The 15233-nt window shown below is 70.3% G+C and carries 19 protein-coding genes; 3 read left to right on the plus strand and 16 right to left on the minus strand.

Annotated elements, in window-relative coordinates; translation table 11 throughout:
- Positions 1-35 precede the first annotated feature (35 nt).
- Positions 36-533, plus strand: a complete 498-nt coding sequence (locus K8Z49_RS46725) for an FBP domain-containing protein (protein WP_412517100.1) — start codon at positions 36-38, stop codon at positions 531-533.
- A gap of 6 nt (positions 534-539) precedes the next feature.
- Here K8Z49_RS46725 and K8Z49_RS46730 read toward each other — a convergent pair whose 3' ends face one another.
- From K8Z49_RS46730 to K8Z49_RS46740, 3 genes are read right to left on the minus strand one after another with little or no spacing between them, the layout of a single operon-like run.
- Positions 540-1211: a hypothetical protein gene (locus tag K8Z49_RS46730; protein WP_412517101.1), complete on the minus strand. Its 672-nt coding sequence runs from the start codon at positions 1209-1211 to the stop codon at positions 540-542.
- A gap of 55 nt (positions 1212-1266) precedes the next feature.
- Positions 1267-1524: a DUF397 domain-containing protein gene (locus K8Z49_RS46735; RefSeq protein ID WP_412517102.1), complete on the minus strand. Its 258-nt coding sequence runs from the start codon at positions 1522-1524 to the stop codon at positions 1267-1269.
- The gene (locus K8Z49_RS46740; protein ID WP_412517103.1) at positions 1521-2375 is read right to left on the minus strand and encodes a helix-turn-helix domain-containing protein; all 855 of its coding nucleotides are present in this window, start codon (positions 2373-2375) and stop codon (positions 1521-1523) included. The genes K8Z49_RS46735 and K8Z49_RS46740 overlap by 4 nt, the downstream gene beginning before the upstream one ends.
- Before the next feature lie 147 nt (positions 2376-2522).
- On the opposite strand from K8Z49_RS46740, the gene K8Z49_RS46745 reads away from it, so the two are divergent.
- Entirely contained in the window at positions 2523-2927 is a 405-nt protein-coding gene (locus K8Z49_RS46745) for an ATP-binding protein (RefSeq protein ID WP_021598833.1), read from the plus strand.
- Between the two features lie 7 nt (positions 2928-2934).
- On the opposite strand, the gene K8Z49_RS46750 is transcribed toward K8Z49_RS46745, so the two are convergent.
- Positions 2935-3774 (minus strand): aldo/keto reductase, encoded by an 840-nt coding sequence (locus K8Z49_RS46750; protein WP_412517104.1) that lies wholly within the window; start codon positions 3772-3774, stop codon positions 2935-2937.
- 134 nt (positions 3775-3908) lie between these two features.
- On the opposite strand from K8Z49_RS46750, the gene K8Z49_RS46755 reads away from it, so the two are divergent.
- Complete coding sequence (locus tag K8Z49_RS46755) at positions 3909-4454, plus strand: putative immunity protein (protein ID WP_200871994.1); 546 nt, start codon at positions 3909-3911, stop codon at positions 4452-4454.
- Here the strand turns inward: K8Z49_RS46755 and K8Z49_RS46760 are convergent.
- The 12 genes from K8Z49_RS46760 to ectB form a co-directional block, all read right to left on the minus strand.
- Positions 4438-5571 carry an NAD(P)H-dependent flavin oxidoreductase gene (locus tag K8Z49_RS46760; RefSeq protein WP_111833130.1) on the minus strand — a complete coding sequence of 378 codons (1134 nt, stop codon included), beginning with the start codon at positions 5569-5571 and terminating at the stop codon, positions 4438-4440. The two genes, K8Z49_RS46755 and K8Z49_RS46760, sit on opposite strands and share 17 nt — an antisense overlap.
- 34 nt (positions 5572-5605) lie before the next feature.
- Entirely contained in the window at positions 5606-5977 is a 372-nt protein-coding gene (locus K8Z49_RS46765; RefSeq protein ID WP_412517105.1) for a Zn-ribbon domain-containing OB-fold protein, read from the minus strand.
- A gap of 2 nt (positions 5978-5979) precedes the next feature.
- Positions 5980-7170: a thiolase family protein gene (locus K8Z49_RS46770; RefSeq protein WP_021597317.1), complete on the minus strand. Its 1191-nt coding sequence runs from the start codon at positions 7168-7170 to the stop codon at positions 5980-5982.
- A 70-nt stretch (positions 7171-7240) separates the two neighbouring features.
- On the minus strand, positions 7241-7636 hold the full coding sequence (locus tag K8Z49_RS46775) for a helix-turn-helix domain-containing protein (protein ID WP_075019954.1): 396 nt from the start codon (positions 7634-7636) through the stop codon (positions 7241-7243).
- Between the two features lie 7 nt (positions 7637-7643).
- Positions 7644-8843, minus strand: coding sequence for an RNA-guided endonuclease InsQ/TnpB family protein (locus K8Z49_RS46780; RefSeq protein ID WP_143118272.1), 1200 nt, complete (start codon positions 8841-8843; stop codon positions 7644-7646).
- Between the two features lie 390 nt (positions 8844-9233).
- Complete coding sequence (ehuA, locus tag K8Z49_RS46785) at positions 9234-10199, minus strand: ectoine/hydroxyectoine ABC transporter ATP-binding protein EhuA (protein ID WP_021597320.1); 966 nt, start codon at positions 10197-10199, stop codon at positions 9234-9236.
- The gene (gene ehuD, locus K8Z49_RS46790; protein ID WP_021597321.1) at positions 10186-10839 is read right to left on the minus strand and encodes an ectoine/hydroxyectoine ABC transporter permease subunit EhuD; all 654 of its coding nucleotides are present in this window, start codon (positions 10837-10839) and stop codon (positions 10186-10188) included. The genes ehuA and ehuD overlap by 14 nt, the downstream gene beginning before the upstream one ends.
- Positions 10839-11555: an ectoine/hydroxyectoine ABC transporter permease subunit EhuC gene (gene ehuC, locus K8Z49_RS46795; RefSeq protein WP_021597322.1), complete on the minus strand. Its 717-nt coding sequence runs from the start codon at positions 11553-11555 to the stop codon at positions 10839-10841. The genes ehuD and ehuC overlap by 1 nt, the downstream gene beginning before the upstream one ends.
- A gap of 3 nt (positions 11556-11558) precedes the next feature.
- Positions 11559-12452 (minus strand): ectoine/hydroxyectoine ABC transporter substrate-binding protein EhuB, encoded by an 894-nt coding sequence (ehuB, locus tag K8Z49_RS46800; RefSeq protein WP_021597323.1) that lies wholly within the window; start codon positions 12450-12452, stop codon positions 11559-11561.
- A 103-nt stretch (positions 12453-12555) separates the two neighbouring features.
- Positions 12556-13494: an ectoine hydroxylase gene (gene thpD, locus K8Z49_RS46805; protein WP_021597324.1), complete on the minus strand. Its 939-nt coding sequence runs from the start codon at positions 13492-13494 to the stop codon at positions 12556-12558.
- Complete coding sequence (locus tag K8Z49_RS46810; RefSeq protein ID WP_021597325.1) at positions 13491-13886, minus strand: ectoine synthase; 396 nt, start codon at positions 13884-13886, stop codon at positions 13491-13493. The genes thpD and K8Z49_RS46810 overlap by 4 nt, the downstream gene beginning before the upstream one ends.
- A 33-nt stretch (positions 13887-13919) precedes the next feature.
- Positions 13920-15182, minus strand: a complete 1263-nt coding sequence (ectB, locus tag K8Z49_RS46815; RefSeq protein WP_021597326.1) for a diaminobutyrate--2-oxoglutarate transaminase — start codon at positions 15180-15182, stop codon at positions 13920-13922.
- Positions 15183-15233 lie beyond the last annotated feature (51 nt).

Here is a 15233-nt window from a genome sequence, read left to right on the forward strand (position 1 = left end):
GCCTAAGCCTATTAGGAAGACTAGCCTCGCCGCACATGAGACCCCTGACCGAGCGTGAGATCCGCACGTCTTTCGTCAACTGCTCCAAGGGCGAGGCGAAGCGCCTCGGTCTGCCCAAGGACTTCGCCGACCTTCCCTGGGACGACCTGGACTACCTGGGCTGGCGAGATCCCGGCGCCCCCGAGCGCGCCTACCTGGTCGCCGAGCACGACGGCCGCCTCACCGGCATCGCCCTGCGCAGAGCCTCCGGCGCGTCCCGAGGCTTCACCGCGCGCAGCATGTGCTCGCTGTGCCTGACGACACGGACCGGCGGCGCCGTGTCCTTGATGACGGCCCGCCGCACCGGCGAGGCCGGGCGCCAGGGCAACTCGGTCGGCCAGTACCTCTGCGACGACCTCGACTGCTCCCTCTACGTCCGCGACAAGAAGCACTCGGTCGCGGCCGGCGAGTACGAGGAGGCCCTCACCCTGGACGAGAAGATCGCCCGCATGCGGACCAACCTGACCACCTTCCTCGACAAGATCACCCGCTGATCGCGCTCATTCCGCCCCGGCGGGCAGCTCCGGGAAGGCGCTGCCGGGGGTCAGCCCTGCCCGCTGAGCGGTCCTGAGCGCCGCGGTGAGATCCAGGTCGAAACGCTCGCTGAACCAGGCGAAGCCATCGGCGGACAGGGCACGCTCCCGCGCCTGCCTCACCATCTCCTCCAGAGCGCCCTTCCGCGCCCTGCCGATGGTTTCGTCCAAGGCGCTGTCGACGTCCTCGTCATCGTCGGCGCCGACGGCCTCGGCCAGCTTGTAGCCGAACACGACGTCGGTCACCATGGCGACCAGTTTCTGCATGTCCATGGTGCGCCCCACCGTGCCGGCGAGCCCGTCGTCCCGGACGCCCGCCGGATACTCGACCCGAGTCCACTCGCCGTCGAACCAATAGACGAACCCCAGTTCGTCCGCTTCCAGGAGGTCGCGCAGCCATTCGAGCGGCAGCCAGGACGGCGCGCCCGCCAGCAGATCGAGGCACGGCTCGCGGAACCTCGTCCTGCTCGCCTCGTGGTCGCAGCCGTAAAGGACGGCACGCCCGCCCTCGATGAGCGCCAGCGTCCACTCGTTGCCGCCGGAATCGTCATGCGAGACGCCTCTGGAGTGCACCAGGAACGACGCGTTCAAGTCCTCCGGGATCGTGGCCTCCACCGCCGCCATCGCCGCGCCCCGCACCCACAGCTCCCAAGGCTCCGGCAGATCCCCAGGCCGCCCCGGCCTATGCACAGCCTCAGCCCCGCGCCTTGAGCGTGCTGAGGAACGCGCTCCATGCCCGTGCTCCGAAGGTGAGGACAGGCCCCTCCGGATCCTTCGAGTCCCGCACGGCCACCAGCCGGTCGACGCTAGCAAGCTCGACGCAATCGGTTCCTGAAGAGCCTGTCCAACTGCTCTTTCGCCAGACTGCGGCGACCTCTACGCATTCCTGAGTCTGAGAGCTGCTGAAGCTGCTTCTCCGCCAGATCGCGTTCCTCAGATCCGATCCCGTCATAGCTCAGAGATTATTCTCTCGATGGCATCACGGGAGGCGTTCTGGCAGAGTGCCGACGATTGCACCTCTATGCACTTGACTTTATACCGTGAGACCTCCGTGTCGCCTTCGAGAAGCCATCGTCCGGTCAAGTGGTCGGTGAGGACGATGCTGAGGATGGCGGGCGAGCCGATCTCCAGGAGATCGAACTGACCGCCGTAGGCAGGACCGGGATCTACATCCAGCGGGAGAACGTGCAAGTGGAGGTAGTCCTTCTCCATCTCGTTCAACAGTCTTCGGAGTTGGGATCTCATCACGTGGCGTCCGCCGCGTACGCGGCGAAGCGCCGCTTCGTCGACGGTCACGTCGAGTCGCGGTACCCGAGATCTTTGCAGAATCTGCTGGCGAGCGAGGCGGAAAGCGACCCAGCGCTCTATTTGTTCGGGTGGGTTCTCCGGCACCTGCCTCTGGTGCAGCGCGCTGGCGTAGGCCTCGGTTTGCAATAGCCCCGGGATGTAGGTGGTCTCGGTGATCATGATGCGCGCTGCGTTGTTTTCCACCGACGCATAGTCGATGGCCTCCGGGCTGACCAGGTCGCGGTAGGCGTCCCACCAGCCGGGTTGGCGGTCTTGTTCGCTGAGGGTCATGAGGGCGGCGCGCAGGTCCGTGGGGACGTTGTACTGGTCGAGGATGAATCCGAGGTCGCGTAGGCGCAGCCATTGCACGCCGTTCTCGATCTGGCTGAGGGACGACGGGGAGCGTTCGAGTTGCTTACCGGCGGTCTTGAGGGTGTACCCGGCCTCCTCCCGGAGTTGGCGGAGGACTCTTCCGATCTTGCGGCGGCGCGTGGTGGAGAGGGTCGCTTCCGACATGTGATCAGAGTGTCACGCTACGAAGTCAGATGTCCGGAGAATCGACCACCGCTGAAAATTTAGCCGGGAGTCCTTTCGGGTGACACGGAACGTGTTGAGGTGACTGCGCTGCGCTTGGAGTCTGTGGGTCCGAGAGAGAGGACTCAGATGGCGATCAGCGAGGTCATCGCGGCGCTCACGCTGCCGGGGGCGGAGCGGGCGGCGCGGCAGGTGCGGGGGTTCGCGCGGGACGTCCTGGGGGAGGGGCACCCCTCGCTCGGGGACGTCCAGACCTGTGTCAACGAGGCGTTCACCAACGCGGTCGAGCACACCGCGTCGGGGTGCGGCGGGCGGGTGACGGTGATGTTCTCCGCCTTCGGCGCGGACATCGTGGCGGAGGTGGTCGACGACGGGGCGCTCGGGGCGCGGCCGGTGATGCGGGACGATCCGCTCGCCGTGGACGGGCGCGGCCTGCGGATCATCGATGCGCTGACCCTGGAGTGGAGCGTCCGGGCCGACGGGGAGCGGACGGCGGTGTGGATGCGGTTCCCCGGCCCGCCGCCCCTGCGATGACGGGCGATCACGCGGGTGGCCGGACGGCGTCCAGGCGGCTCCGCTGGTCGTCGTCCAGCCGCAGGCTCGCCGCTGCGACGTTCTCCTCCAGATGCCTGATCGACGAGGTCCCCGGGATGGGCACCATGATCGGCGAACGGTCGAGCAGCCACGCGAGCGCGACCTGGGCGGGGGTGGCGCCGAGTTCGGCCGCGACGGCGGTGATCTCCCTCGCGCGCGCCGTGGCCGCCGGGAGGACGGGCCGCCAGGGCAGGAAGGCGATTCCCGCCGCCGTGCACGCGTCGAGCACCGCTTCATGCTCGCGGTCGAGGATGTTGTAGCGGTTCTGCACGCTGGCGACGTCCACGATCCGCCGCGCCTGGGCGAGCTCGGCGACGGTGACCTCCGACAGGCCGATGTGGCCGATCTTGCCCTCGGCACGCAGCTCGCCCAGCGTCCCCACCTGGTCGGGCAGCGGCACCTCCGGGTCGACGCGGTGCAGTTGGAGGAGCTCAAGCCTGTCGACCCGAAGTCGCTGCAGGGCCTGCTCGACCTGATCTCGCAGAACTTCGGGGCGTCCGCACAGGGCCGCCTCGCGCGGCGGGGCCGGTGGGACGACGCCCACCTTCGTGGTGATGAGCACCTCGTCCGGATAGGGGTGCAGCGCCTCGACGAGGAGTTCCTCGTTGGCGCCCCACCCGTACAGATACGCGGTGTCGATCAGCGTGACGCCCAGCTCGACGGCGCGCCGGACCACCGCGATGGAGTTCGTGCGGGCCTCGCCCGGCTCGGTCGGCAGCTGCATGGCCCCGAACCCGAGCCGCCGCACCGGCCACTCGTCCCCGATACGGATGTTCTCGGTCGACATGTGTTGAGTTCTCCCCTCGGCGTTCACCGTAGGCGACCGGTAGGGGGATCACCATGGTTTGAGGCTTGGTGGCCGTGGTGAGGGCCTGATCCGTCAAAGTTTCAACCGGCGTTTCAACGATATGATCGAGGCTCATGACGATGTCCGAACCTGGGATAACGCTGACCGACGAGGATCGGCGTGCGGTCGGGCGGTGGGCCGCCGACTGCGCCGAGCGGGTGCTTCCGCTGTTCGAGGCGAGGGCGCCCGGTGACTCCCGTCCGCGCGAGGCGATCGCGGGCATCCGCGCCTACGCGCACGGGGACATGCGGAAGGGGCCGCTGCGCCCGCTCGCCTCGGCGGCGCTCGCGGCGGCGCGCGAGGCCGGCGATCCGGTCGCCACCGCCGCCGCTCGCGCCGCGGCCTACGCGGCGGCGAGCCCGTACGTCCACGACCTGGTGTCGTCGCAGCAGGTGAACCACGTGTTCGCGACCGCACTGCGGCAGGCGCAGGCCCGCGAGCTCGCGGCGGGCGGTGACCCCGGCGCGGGCGACGAGGAGATCCGCTGGGCGGTGGAGCACGCGTCGCCGGAGGTGCGCGCCGTGGTCCGGCGCTTCCCGTCCGGCGGGCACGTCCGCACCCGGCTGGGAGCGCTCCACCGGCGGCTCGACGCGGGGCTGCGGGTCAGTCCGCCCCGGTGATGGCGTTGAGGCGCTCGACGGCGCCGGCGAAGTCCTCGACCATGTCGTAGACGACCTGGCGGGCGGGCTTGACGGTGTTCATGAGGCCGACGCACTGGCCGACGAAGTAGTTGGCGAGGGCCTGGGCGCCCGGGTTGCCGGACTCGGCGATCTTGGTGATCTGCCGCATGGCGCCCTCGGCGACGATCATCTGGAGCGGCATGCCGAGCGGGCCGGGGCTGGCGGGCCCCTCCCACTCGTCGGTCCAGGCGGAGCGGAGCTGGCGGGCGGGCTTGCCGGTGCGCGAGCGGGAGCGGACGGTGTCGCGGGACGTCGCGGCGAGCATCTTCTCCTTCACCGGCGGGGACGTCTCGGCCTCCTCGGTGGTGAGCCACACCGAGCCGCACCAGACGCCGGACGCGCCGAGGGCGAGCGCGGCGGCCATCTGGCGCCCGGTGGCGATGCCGCCCGCGGCGAGGACGGGCACCGGCGCGACGGTGTCGACGACCTCGGGGACGAGCACCATCGTGGAGATCTCGCCGGTGTGGCCGCCGGCCTCGCCGCCCTGCGCGACGATCAGGTCGGCGCCGGCCGCGACCTGGCGGCGGGCGTGCTCGGACGTCCCGACGAGCGCGGCGACGGGGACGCCGGCGGCCCTGGCCTTGTCGACCATGAGCGGGGGAGGGGTGCCGAGGGCGCTGGCGATGAGGCCGATCGGGTGGGCGAGCGACACGTCGATCAGCTCGGTCGCGCCCTTGGCGGTGACCTGGGTGCCGCCGCGCGCGTTGGACCGCTTGGCGCTCTCGAAGTCCGGCAGCGGGACGTCGTACTTGGCGAACAGGCCGGTGAGGAAGGTCCAGTGCTCGTCCGGGATGGCGGCGAGCATGGCGTCGAGGCCGCCGCCCTCCGCCGACTTGTCGATCTTGCCGGGGACGAGGACGTCCACGCCGTAGGGGCGCCCGTGCACGTGGTCGTCGATCCAGCGCAGCTCCTCTTCGAGCCGGTCGGGGGTGTACGCGACGGCGCCGAGGACGCCGAAGCCGCCGGCGTTGGTGACGGCGGCGACGACGTCGCGGCAGTGGCTGAAGGCGAACAGCGGGAACTCGATGCCGAACCGTGCGCAGACCTCGGTGTTCATGGTCTCGACGCTAACGGGCCGAACGGCATTCGGTCTAGGGGCGGAACAGGACGTACGACTCGCCCTCGTCCGGGTGCTCGAACACGGCGCGCAGGGGAAGGCCCTCGCGCAGGTCGTCGCGGGAGACGCCGTCCAGGCGGGTGTGCATCCACGGGCCCTCGGCCAGCTCCACCAGCGCCAGGTAGGCGGGCGGATCCTTCGGCAGGACGGTCCAGGTCACCAGCGACGCCTCGCCGCTCGCGTCGGCCCAGGCGAGGTCCTCCTCGCCGCAGCCGGGGCAGCCGGACGCGTCCGGCGCGAACCAGCGGTCGCACGCCTCGCAGCGCCGGATGACGAGCCGGCCGGCGGTGGTGCCGTCGAAGAACGGGTCGGTCCGGCCGTCCCGGCGCAGGATGCCGATCTCCACGGTCAGGACTCCTTCCGGTGCGGGCTGACGATCAGCGTGGAGTGGTGGTCGAGGATCCCGCCGTTCCCGCTGACGAGGATCACGTCGTTGGACGGCGCCTGCCGCTCCCCGCCGTCGCCGCGCGCCTGGATCACGGCCTCCGACAGCGGCGTCATGCCCCACATGTAGTACGCCGACAGCTGCCCGCCGCCGGTGTTGGTCGGCAGCGACCCGCCGGGCCCGAGGGCGCCGGACGCCGCGAACGCGCCGCCCTCGCCCTTGCCGCAGAACCCGTAGTCCTCCAGCGACACCAGGACGGTGTAGGTGTAGCAGTCGTACAGCTCGCACACGTCCACGTCGGCCACCGTGACACCGGCCATCTTCATCGCCGTCGCCCCGGACGCGGCGGCGCCGGTCGTCAGGCCGAAGTCGCTCCCGCGCTCCTTGCGGTGCCCCGGATGCCCCTGGCCCCAGCCCCACAGGTGCACGGGCGGGCGCGCCAGGTCGCGCGCCCGGTCGTCGCTCGTCACGATGACGGCGACGGCGCCGTTGGAGACGAGGCAGCAGTCCAGCAGGTGCAGCGGCTCGGAGACCCAGCGGGAGTTCTGGTGGTCCGCGAGCGTGATCGGCTCCCGCATCTGGGCGAGCGGGTTGCGGACGGCCCATGCGCGGGTCGACACGGCGATCGCGCCGAGCTGCTCGCTGGTCGTCCCGTACCGGGCCATGTGCCGCTGCGCGGCGAGGGCGTAGTAGGAGTTGACGCTGCGCAGCCCGAGCGCCGCCGTCATCCCGCCGAACCCGTACCATTCCGCCTTCCCGGGAGCGACCCCGGACCCCGCGGGGGCGTCCCGGTTGTAGGCCGAGCCCGACGACTGTTTCGGCTTCAGCGGCGCGTCCGCGAACACGCACGCGACCGTGGTCGCCGTCCCGTTCAGCACCGCCATGGCCGCGTACGACACCATCGCCCCGGCCGTGGCGCCGTAGGAGTTGACCAGGGACAGCGTCCGCAGGTCGCGCAGCCCCAGCGTCTCGGCCAGCTCGATGCCGGGGGAGCCGCCCATGCCGTGGCTGACGAGCAGCCCGTCCAGGTCGCCGAGCGCCAGCCCGGCGTCGTCGGCGGCGAGCCGCACCGCGTCGGCGGCGAGCCGCCGCGGGCTCCGCCCGTAGACCCTGCCGAGCTCGGTCATCCCGAGCCCCACGATCGAAGTGCCCATCGCCTCGCTCTCCTCGTCCGTAAGCGCCACGGTACAGAATCGCGTTCGGTGAACGGGCCGACGGGGGCGATCAGCCGTCCGGACGGGCCCGGAACGCGCTCCGGTACGCCAGCGGGGACGCGCCGACCCGGCGGGCGAAATGGGCGCGCAGCGTCACCGGCGACCCGAACCCGGCCTCGGCCGCGACCCGCTCGACCGGCAGGTCCGTGCTCTCCAGGAGATGCTGCGCCCGGTGGACGCGGGCCCGCGCCAGCCACCGCCGCGGCGTCGTCCCCGCCTGGTCGCGGAACCGCCGCGTCAGCGTCCGGACGCTGACCGACGCGTGCCGCGCGATGTCGTCCAGCGTCAGCGGGCGGTGCAGGTTCGCCTCCAGCCAGGCCAGGACGGGCTGCAGCGCCGCGTCCCCGTCCGGCGGATCCTCATGGCGGTTGACGTCCTCCCCCGCCTGGAGGCGGGGGATTCCCACCCATCCCCTACGCGGGCAGGAGAGCCGGTGGAGGTTCGCGGTTCACCGGCCGGGCTGCCGCCCCGCCTCCCTGCGCGGCCACCGTGCGCCCCACGGCGGTGTCTCGGATGTTGCGTGCGGCGTTGACGTCGGCGTTGTCCTGGTGCCCGCAGGCCACGCACCGGAACATCGCTTGGCTCTCGCGGTTGTCCCGGGCACGGTGCCCGCAGGCGTTGCAGGTCTGCGACGTGTACGCAGGGTCGACCCGGACCAGGCGGCCGGGTGCCTTGTGTTCCAGCCGGGTGACGAGCCGACCCCACCCGTTGGCCAGGATGCTCCGGTTGAGCCCTGCTTTGGCGCGGACGTTGGTGCCAGGTACGTCGTTGGTGCCCTTGGCCGAGCGGGTCATGGCGCGCACGCTCAGGTCCTCGACGGCGATCACCTCGAAGCGGCGCGCCAGATCCGTCGAGGTCTTCTCCACCCAATCCTTACGGCGGTCGGCCTCACGCGCTTTGAGCCGCGCGATGGCGGCCTTGACGCGGGCACGCCGGTTCGACCCTGGTTTCGCGCGGGCCAGACGGCGCAGCAGCCGGTTCAGCCGCTCGGCCTCACCCGGCGTCAACCCCGGCACGGTGGAGGTCTCGCCGGTGGACAGCGCGGCGGACACCGCCACGCCGCGGTCGACGCCGACCGCCTCACCGTTACCGGGCGCGGGAACCGGGGCGGGCACGTGCGCGAAGGCGACATGCCACCGTCCGGCGCGGTCGCGGGTCACCCGGAACGACTTCACCCCCGGCGGGACGGGCCGGGACCAGCGGAACCGCACCCACCCCACCTTCGGCACCCGCACCTCACCGGTGCGGCGCGACAACCGCCGCACATCCCAGGCCCGGCCGCGGGCCCCGACGATCCGGAACCCCTCATGCACACCGGCCTTACGCCAGGTCGGGCGCCGGTGCGTGCCCGCGAAGAAGTTCGCCATCGCCTGCGCGAAGTCCTTGAGCGCCTGCTGCTGCACCGTCTGCGACCCGGCCGCCAACCACGGGTTCGCGGCGCGGGCCTCGGTCAACTGGCGGGCTTGGGCAACATACCCCGGCGCCGGGCCCCGGCGCGGCGTCCACCATGCCTGCTGCTCCACGGCCAGATTCCACACGAAGCGGGCATGCCCGCAATGCTCCAGCAACCCCGCCTCCTGGGCAGGGGATGGGCACAGCCGGAACTGGGACACGCCCCACAACATACCGATCGCCACCGACAAACCACGGAGAGCCATCGTGCGGCTGTGGTCGCGGCGGACAAATGTGCAGGCACAGGTCTACGCCCACGGCCACACCGGCGGAGCTGAGGACTTGACCCCGTCGGCGTAGAGCACCCGCCGGGTCGACCTCGATGCCCGGGAACCGCCTGGCCGGCGCCCCGGCGTACTGCCAGAGCGGACCCGGGTCGTCTAGGAGGCGATCGCCCTGCACACCTCCCGCGGCATCGCTCACCGGTTGCGGCCCGAGATCGTGTGGGGCGGGCCCGGTCGGAAGCAGCGCGGTCCAAGCGGGCCCCCTCAATGAGGGTCGCCCGCGTCCCCGGGGCGACGGGGGCGCGGGCGACGCGGGTTCGGGCTCCTTCAGGACGCGAGGACCGCCTGCAGGAAGTCCCGGGTGCGCTGCTCGGACGGTTCGCCGAAGATCTGGTCCGGCGGCCCCTCCTCGACGATCTGGCCCTGGTCGAACATCAGGACCCGGTTCGAGATGTCCTTCGCGAAGGTCATCTCGTGGGTGACGCACAGCATCGTCAGGTCGCTCTGCCGGGCGATGTCGCGCAGCAGGTCCTGGACGCCGACGACGAGCTCGGGGTCCAGGGCCGAGGTGACCTCGTCCAGCAGCAGGACGCGCGGCTGCATGGCGAGCGCCCGCGCGATCGCCACCCGCTGCTGCTGCCCGCCGGACAGCTGCGTCGGGTGCGCGTTCTCCTTGTCCGACAGGCCGACCATGTCGAGCAGGCCCTTGGCGCGCTCGACCGCCTCGTCCTTGGACACCCCCAGCACGCGCACCGGCCCCTCCGTGAGGTTGCGCAGCACGTTCATGTTGGGGAACAGGTTGAACTGCTGGAACACCATGCCGACCTGCTTGCGCATCTCGTGCAGGTGCTTCTGGCCCGCCGGGACGCGCTTGCCGCCCCGCTCCTCGTGCCACAGCGTGTCGTCGCCGATCCAGATGAGGCCCTCGTCGAGGGCCTCCAGGGTCATCAGCAGCCGCAGGATGGTGGTCTTGCCCGACCCGCTCGGCCCGATGAGGGTCACGCGCTCGCCGGGCTCCACGGTGAAGTCCAGCTCGCGGAGCACCACGTTCGAGCCGAACCGCTTGATGACCTTCTCGAAGCGGATGCCTGGCGCCTCGCCGTGCGGCAGCTCCACGGGCGCCTCGTCCTTCGTGACGCCCGCCTCCTCGCCGCCGCCCTTCTCTGTGCCGCCCTTTTCGAGGCCGCCCTTCTCGGTGGACACGCCCCGCCCCGCGGCGGCGTCCTTCTTCTCGGCGCCGCCGTCGGAGTCGTTCGGCGAGGGCGCGTCCGGTGTCGTGTCAGTTGGTGGCATAGCGCCTCTCCAAGCGGCGGACGAGTATCGAGGATATGACGCTGACGATGACGAACAACAGGCCGACCATCGTGATCGGCTCCAGGAACTGCAGCGACCGCGAACCCACCTGGTACGCGGAGAACAGCAGCTCCGAGACGTTGATCGCCAGCAGCATCGGCGAGTCCTTGAACATCGCGATCAGGTAGTTGCCGAGGGTCGGGATCACCCGCCGGATCGCCTGCGGCAGGATCACGTCCAGCCACACCCGCGTGCGCGGCAGGTTCAGCGCGGTGCACGCCTCCCACTGCCCCTTCGGCACGTCGGCGATCCCGGCGCGGTACACCTCGGCCGTGTAGGTCGAGTAGTGGATCCCGAGCGTGATGATCCCCGCGGTGAGCGACCCGATGGTCACGCCCCACGCGGGCAGGACGAAGAACACGAAGTACAGCTGGGGGATCAGCGGCGTCGACCGGATGAACTCGGTGATCCACCGGATCGTCTGGTTGAACACCCGGCTCGGAGTGCGGCGCAGCAGCGTCCACACCAGGCCGAGCACGATCGCGATCACGTAGCCGGCCAGCGTCGCGATGACCGTGTAGCGCAACCCGTCCAGCAGGTCGGGCAGGATGTCGCCGGAGTACTGCCAGTCCCAGGTCATCAGCTGCCCACCCCCGCTCCGGGCGCGCCGGCGGCGATCGTCCCGAGGGACGGCTCGCTCGGCAGCCTGCGGCCCAGCATGCGGTCCACGCGCCGCTCGGCGTAGCGGACGAACAGCTGCAGGAGCTGCGCGATCACGAAGTACAGGACGAGGACCACGGAGAACGCCGCGACGGTCTCACCGGTGCTGCCCTGGATGTTCTTGGAGACGCGGGTCAGGTCGACCAGGCCGACCAGGGACACGATGGCCGTCCCCTTCATCAGCTCGATGATGAGGTTGCCGAAGGGCGGCAGCATCAGCGCGAAGGCCTGCGGCAGCAGGACCCGCCGCATCCGCTGGACCGGCGTGAAGTTCAGCGCCACCGTGGCCTCGTACTGCGCCTTCGGGACGGCGTTGATCGAGCCGCGGACCACCTCCGCGCCGTAGGCGCCGACGTTCAGGCCGAGGGCCAGCACGGCCGCGAACGTCGTGGAGAAGCGCAGGCCGATGAGGGGCAGCGCGTAGAAGAACCAGAACAGCAGCACCAGCGTGGCGTTGCCGCGGAAGAACTCCACGTACACCCGGTTCAGCACGCGCACCCACGCGTGGCGCGAGGTGCCCGCCATCCCGAAGATCAGCGCGAGCACCAGCGCCAGCGCGCCGCCGAGGAGGGTGAGCCGGACCGTGACCCACGCCCCGTCCAGCCACTGGGGATAGCTGTCGAGGACATCGGACACAGGTCAGCCCTGGCAGAACTTGGCGGCGGTGTCGTCGGCGGCGGGCATCTCCGCCTGCGTGAAGCCGAACGGCTGCAGGATCGGCAGCAGCTTGTTCCCCTGCTTGAGCTTGCCGAGCTCCCCGTTCCAGGCGTTCAGCAGGTCGCTGTCGGCCTTGCGGAACGCGAACGCGCCGGCGCCGAGCTGCTCCTTGCCGTCGATCACGGGCGTGAAGGCGTCGGTGACCTCGAAGCCCTCGCCCTGGTGCTTGGTCAGCAGGTCGGCCAGCGAGATGCGGGTCAGCCAGATGCAGTCGATCCGCCCGGCCTTGAGGCCCTCGAAGGCGCTCGCCTGGTCGGCGTAGGTCTTGATGTCGCCCTTCTTGACGCCCGTCTTCTCGGCGTAGCCGGCCTCGACCGCGCCGGTGAGCACGCCGACCTTGACGCCCTTCTTGCCGGGGTCCTCGGCGGCCTTCAGGCCCTCCGGGTTGCCCTCGGGCACCATGAAGGCGCTCTTGGCGACGTACTCGGGGTTGGCGAACGCCGCCGAGGCGCACCGCTCCGGCGTGATGAACATGCCGGCCGCGATCGCGTCGAACCGCTTGGCGTTCAGCCCGGCGATGAGCCCGCCGAAGTCGACCTGGACGCCCTTGATGTCGTCGATGCCGAGGTTCTTGAAGATGACGCGGGCGAGCTCGGGGGCCTCGCCGGTCAGCTTCCCGGACTTGTCGGTGTAGCCGTAGGGGGCCTCGTTGGCGAACCCGACCGTGATCGTGCCGGCGCTCTTGGCCTTGTCCAGCGTGCCGCCGCCGGCCTTCTCCTCTTCCGGATCCGTCGTGGAGCAGCCCGCCGCGGCCAGCGGTACCGCGGCGGACAGCAGAACGGCGGTCCGGAGGAAGTCGCGTCTCGAGGAAGTCATCGTTGAACTCCTGGGATGGGTGTGCTCCGCGCCCGCGGGGACCGGTGGCGGCCCCCGCGGGCGCGGAGCGGGTGGGTCGGGGTTATCGAATTGTTGTGTTCGGTCAGGCGCCGACCGGGCCTCCCTCGGCGCCCCCGGCGCCGACGGGAGTGAAGTCACGCGCGCCGATGAACGTCGGACGGGGCGCGGGCGCCGAGAACGGCTCGGCGCAGGTGTTCTCCACGCTGTTGAACACGATGAACACGTTGGATCGCGGGAACGGGGTGATGTTCCCGTTCGAGCCGTGCATGCAGTTGCAGTCGAACATGGTCGCCGAGCCCGCGGGCCCCGTGAACAGCTCGATCCCGTGCTTGTCGGCCAGGATCGACAGGCTGTTCGGGTCGGGCGTGCCGATCTCCTGTCCGCGCAGGGACTCCTTGTAGTGGTCGTCCGGCGTCTCCCCGACGCAGGCCACGAAGGTCTTGTGCGAGCCAGGCATGATCATTAGCCCGCCATTGTGCACGAAATTCTCGGTGAGCGCGATGCTTATGCTCACCGCGCGCATCCGGGGCATGCCGTCCTCCGCGTGCCAGGTCTCGAAATCCGAGTGCCAGTAGAAGTCCTTGCCAGTGAACCCTGGCTTGTAGTTCACCCGGCTCTGGTGCACGTAAACCTCCGAGCCGAGGATCTGCCTGGCCCGGCCCACGACGCGGTGGTCGCTCACCAACTGGGCGAACACTTCGCTGATCTTGTGCACCTCGAAGATGGAGCGGACCTCCTCGGACCCGCGCTCGGTGACCGTGCGCTCGTCGGCCAGCACCTGCGGGTCCGCCGACAGCCGGCGCAGCTCGGCGCGGTAGTCCTCGACCTCGTCCGGCGCGAGCAGCTGGTCGACGGACAGGAACCCGTTGGCCTCGAAGGAGTCGAGCGTCGCGGCGTCGATCGGCCCGTCCTGCGCATCGCCGTGCACGACCGGGTCCTGGCGGTACAGCAGCGCCGCCTCGGAGGACTTGCGGGTCGGATAGGCGTCGTCGATGGTCGGATGGGACTCGATGATGCTCATGCGTCCTCCTCGGTCAGCAGCGGGTAGACACCGTTCTCGTCATGGACCTCCCGCCCGGTGCAAGGGGGGTTGAAGACGCAGACGGTCCGCACGTCCGTGTGGGCCCGCAGGGTGTGGTGCTCGTGTCCGTCGAGCAGGTACATCACGCCCGGCTCGATCTTGTGCTTCTCGCCCGTCTCGTCGTTGGTGAGCTCGCCCTGCCCCTCGACGCAGTAGACGGCCTCGATGTGGTTGGCGTACCACATCCTCGTCTCGGTCCCCGCGTACAGGATCGTCTCGTGCAGCGAGAACCCGACGCCCTCCTTGGCCAGCACGAACCGCCGGCTGCACCAGGTCGGCGCCTGCACGTCCCGCTCGGTGCCGATGATCTCCCCAAGGGAACGAACGATCATGAATCTCCTCTTTTCAGATGTGCCGGGGGCGGCTCAGACGGTGACCTTCTGGCGGACGGCCTCCATGGACTCCGCGATGATCTCCAGGCCGCGGCCCAGCTCGGCCTCCGTCGTGGTGAGCGGCGGAAGCAGTTTGACGACCTCGCCCTCCGGGCCGGACGTCTCCATGAGCAGCCCCCGCGCGAACGCCTCGTCGCACACCCGCGGCGCCATCTCGGCGTCGTTCATCACCAGGCCCCAGGCGAGGCCGCGGCCGCGGACGCCGTCGATCGCGCCGGCGTGCGCGAGCGCGATCTCCTCCAGCGCCGACTGGACCTGCTGGCCCTTGGCGAGGGTCTCCTTCTCCATGTCGTCGCCGGTCCAGTAGTCCTCCAGCGCGGCGACGGCGGTGATGAACGCGGGGTTGAAGCCGCGGAAGGTGCCGTTGTGCTCGCCCGGCTCCCACACGTCCAGCTCGCGCTTCATCAGGGTCACCGCGAACGGCAGCCCGTAGCCGCTGAGGGACTTGGACAGGCAGACGATGTCCGGGGTGATCCCGGCCTCCTCGAAGCTGAAGAACGGCCCGGTGCGGCCGCAGCCCATCTGCACGTCGTCGACGATGAGGAGGATGTCGTGCCGGTGGCACAGGTCCTGCAGACCGCGCATCCACTCGGCTGTGGCGACGTTGATGCCGCCTTCGCCCTGCACGGTCTCCACGATCACGGCGGCGGGCTTGTCCAGGCCGCTGCCGCTGTCGTCGAGCATCGTCTCGAAGAGCAGGAAGTCGGGCGTCCGGCCGTCGAGGTAGTTGTCGTACGGCATCGCCACGCCGTGCCCGAGCGGCACGCCGGCCCCCGTCCGCTTCATGGAATTCCCGGTGACGGCGAGCGCGCCCAGCGTCATCCCGTGAAAGGCGTTGGTGAAGCTGACCACCGTCTCGCGGCCGGTGTACTTGCGCGCGAGTTTCAGCGCCGCCTCGACGGAGTTGTTGCCCGCCGGGCCCGGGAACTGCACCTTGTAGTCGAAGCCGCGCGGCATCAGGACGTACTCGTTGAAGCGTTCCAGGAACTCGCGTTTGGCGGTCGTGTACATGTCGAGGCCGTGCACGACCGAGTCGCCGGCGAGGTAATCCAGCAGCCGGCGTTTCAGCTGCGGGTTGTTGTGCCCGTAGTTGAGCGTTCCGGCGCCGGCGAAGAAATCAAGGTAGGTTTTACCGTTCTCGTCGGTCATGTGGCTGCCCCGCGCGGTGGTGAACACGGTGGGCCAGCTCCTGCAGTAGCCGCGGACTTCGGATTCCAGGCGGGCGAAGACGTCCATGTCTGCCTCCAGGCAGGTAGGGGTGGGGAGCGGGCAGGGGGTGGGAACGGG

The sequence above is a fragment of the Actinomadura madurae genome (assembly GCF_047130825.1).
GTDB classification, from domain to species: Bacteria; Actinomycetota; Actinomycetes; order Streptosporangiales; family Streptosporangiaceae; genus Spirillospora; species Spirillospora madurae.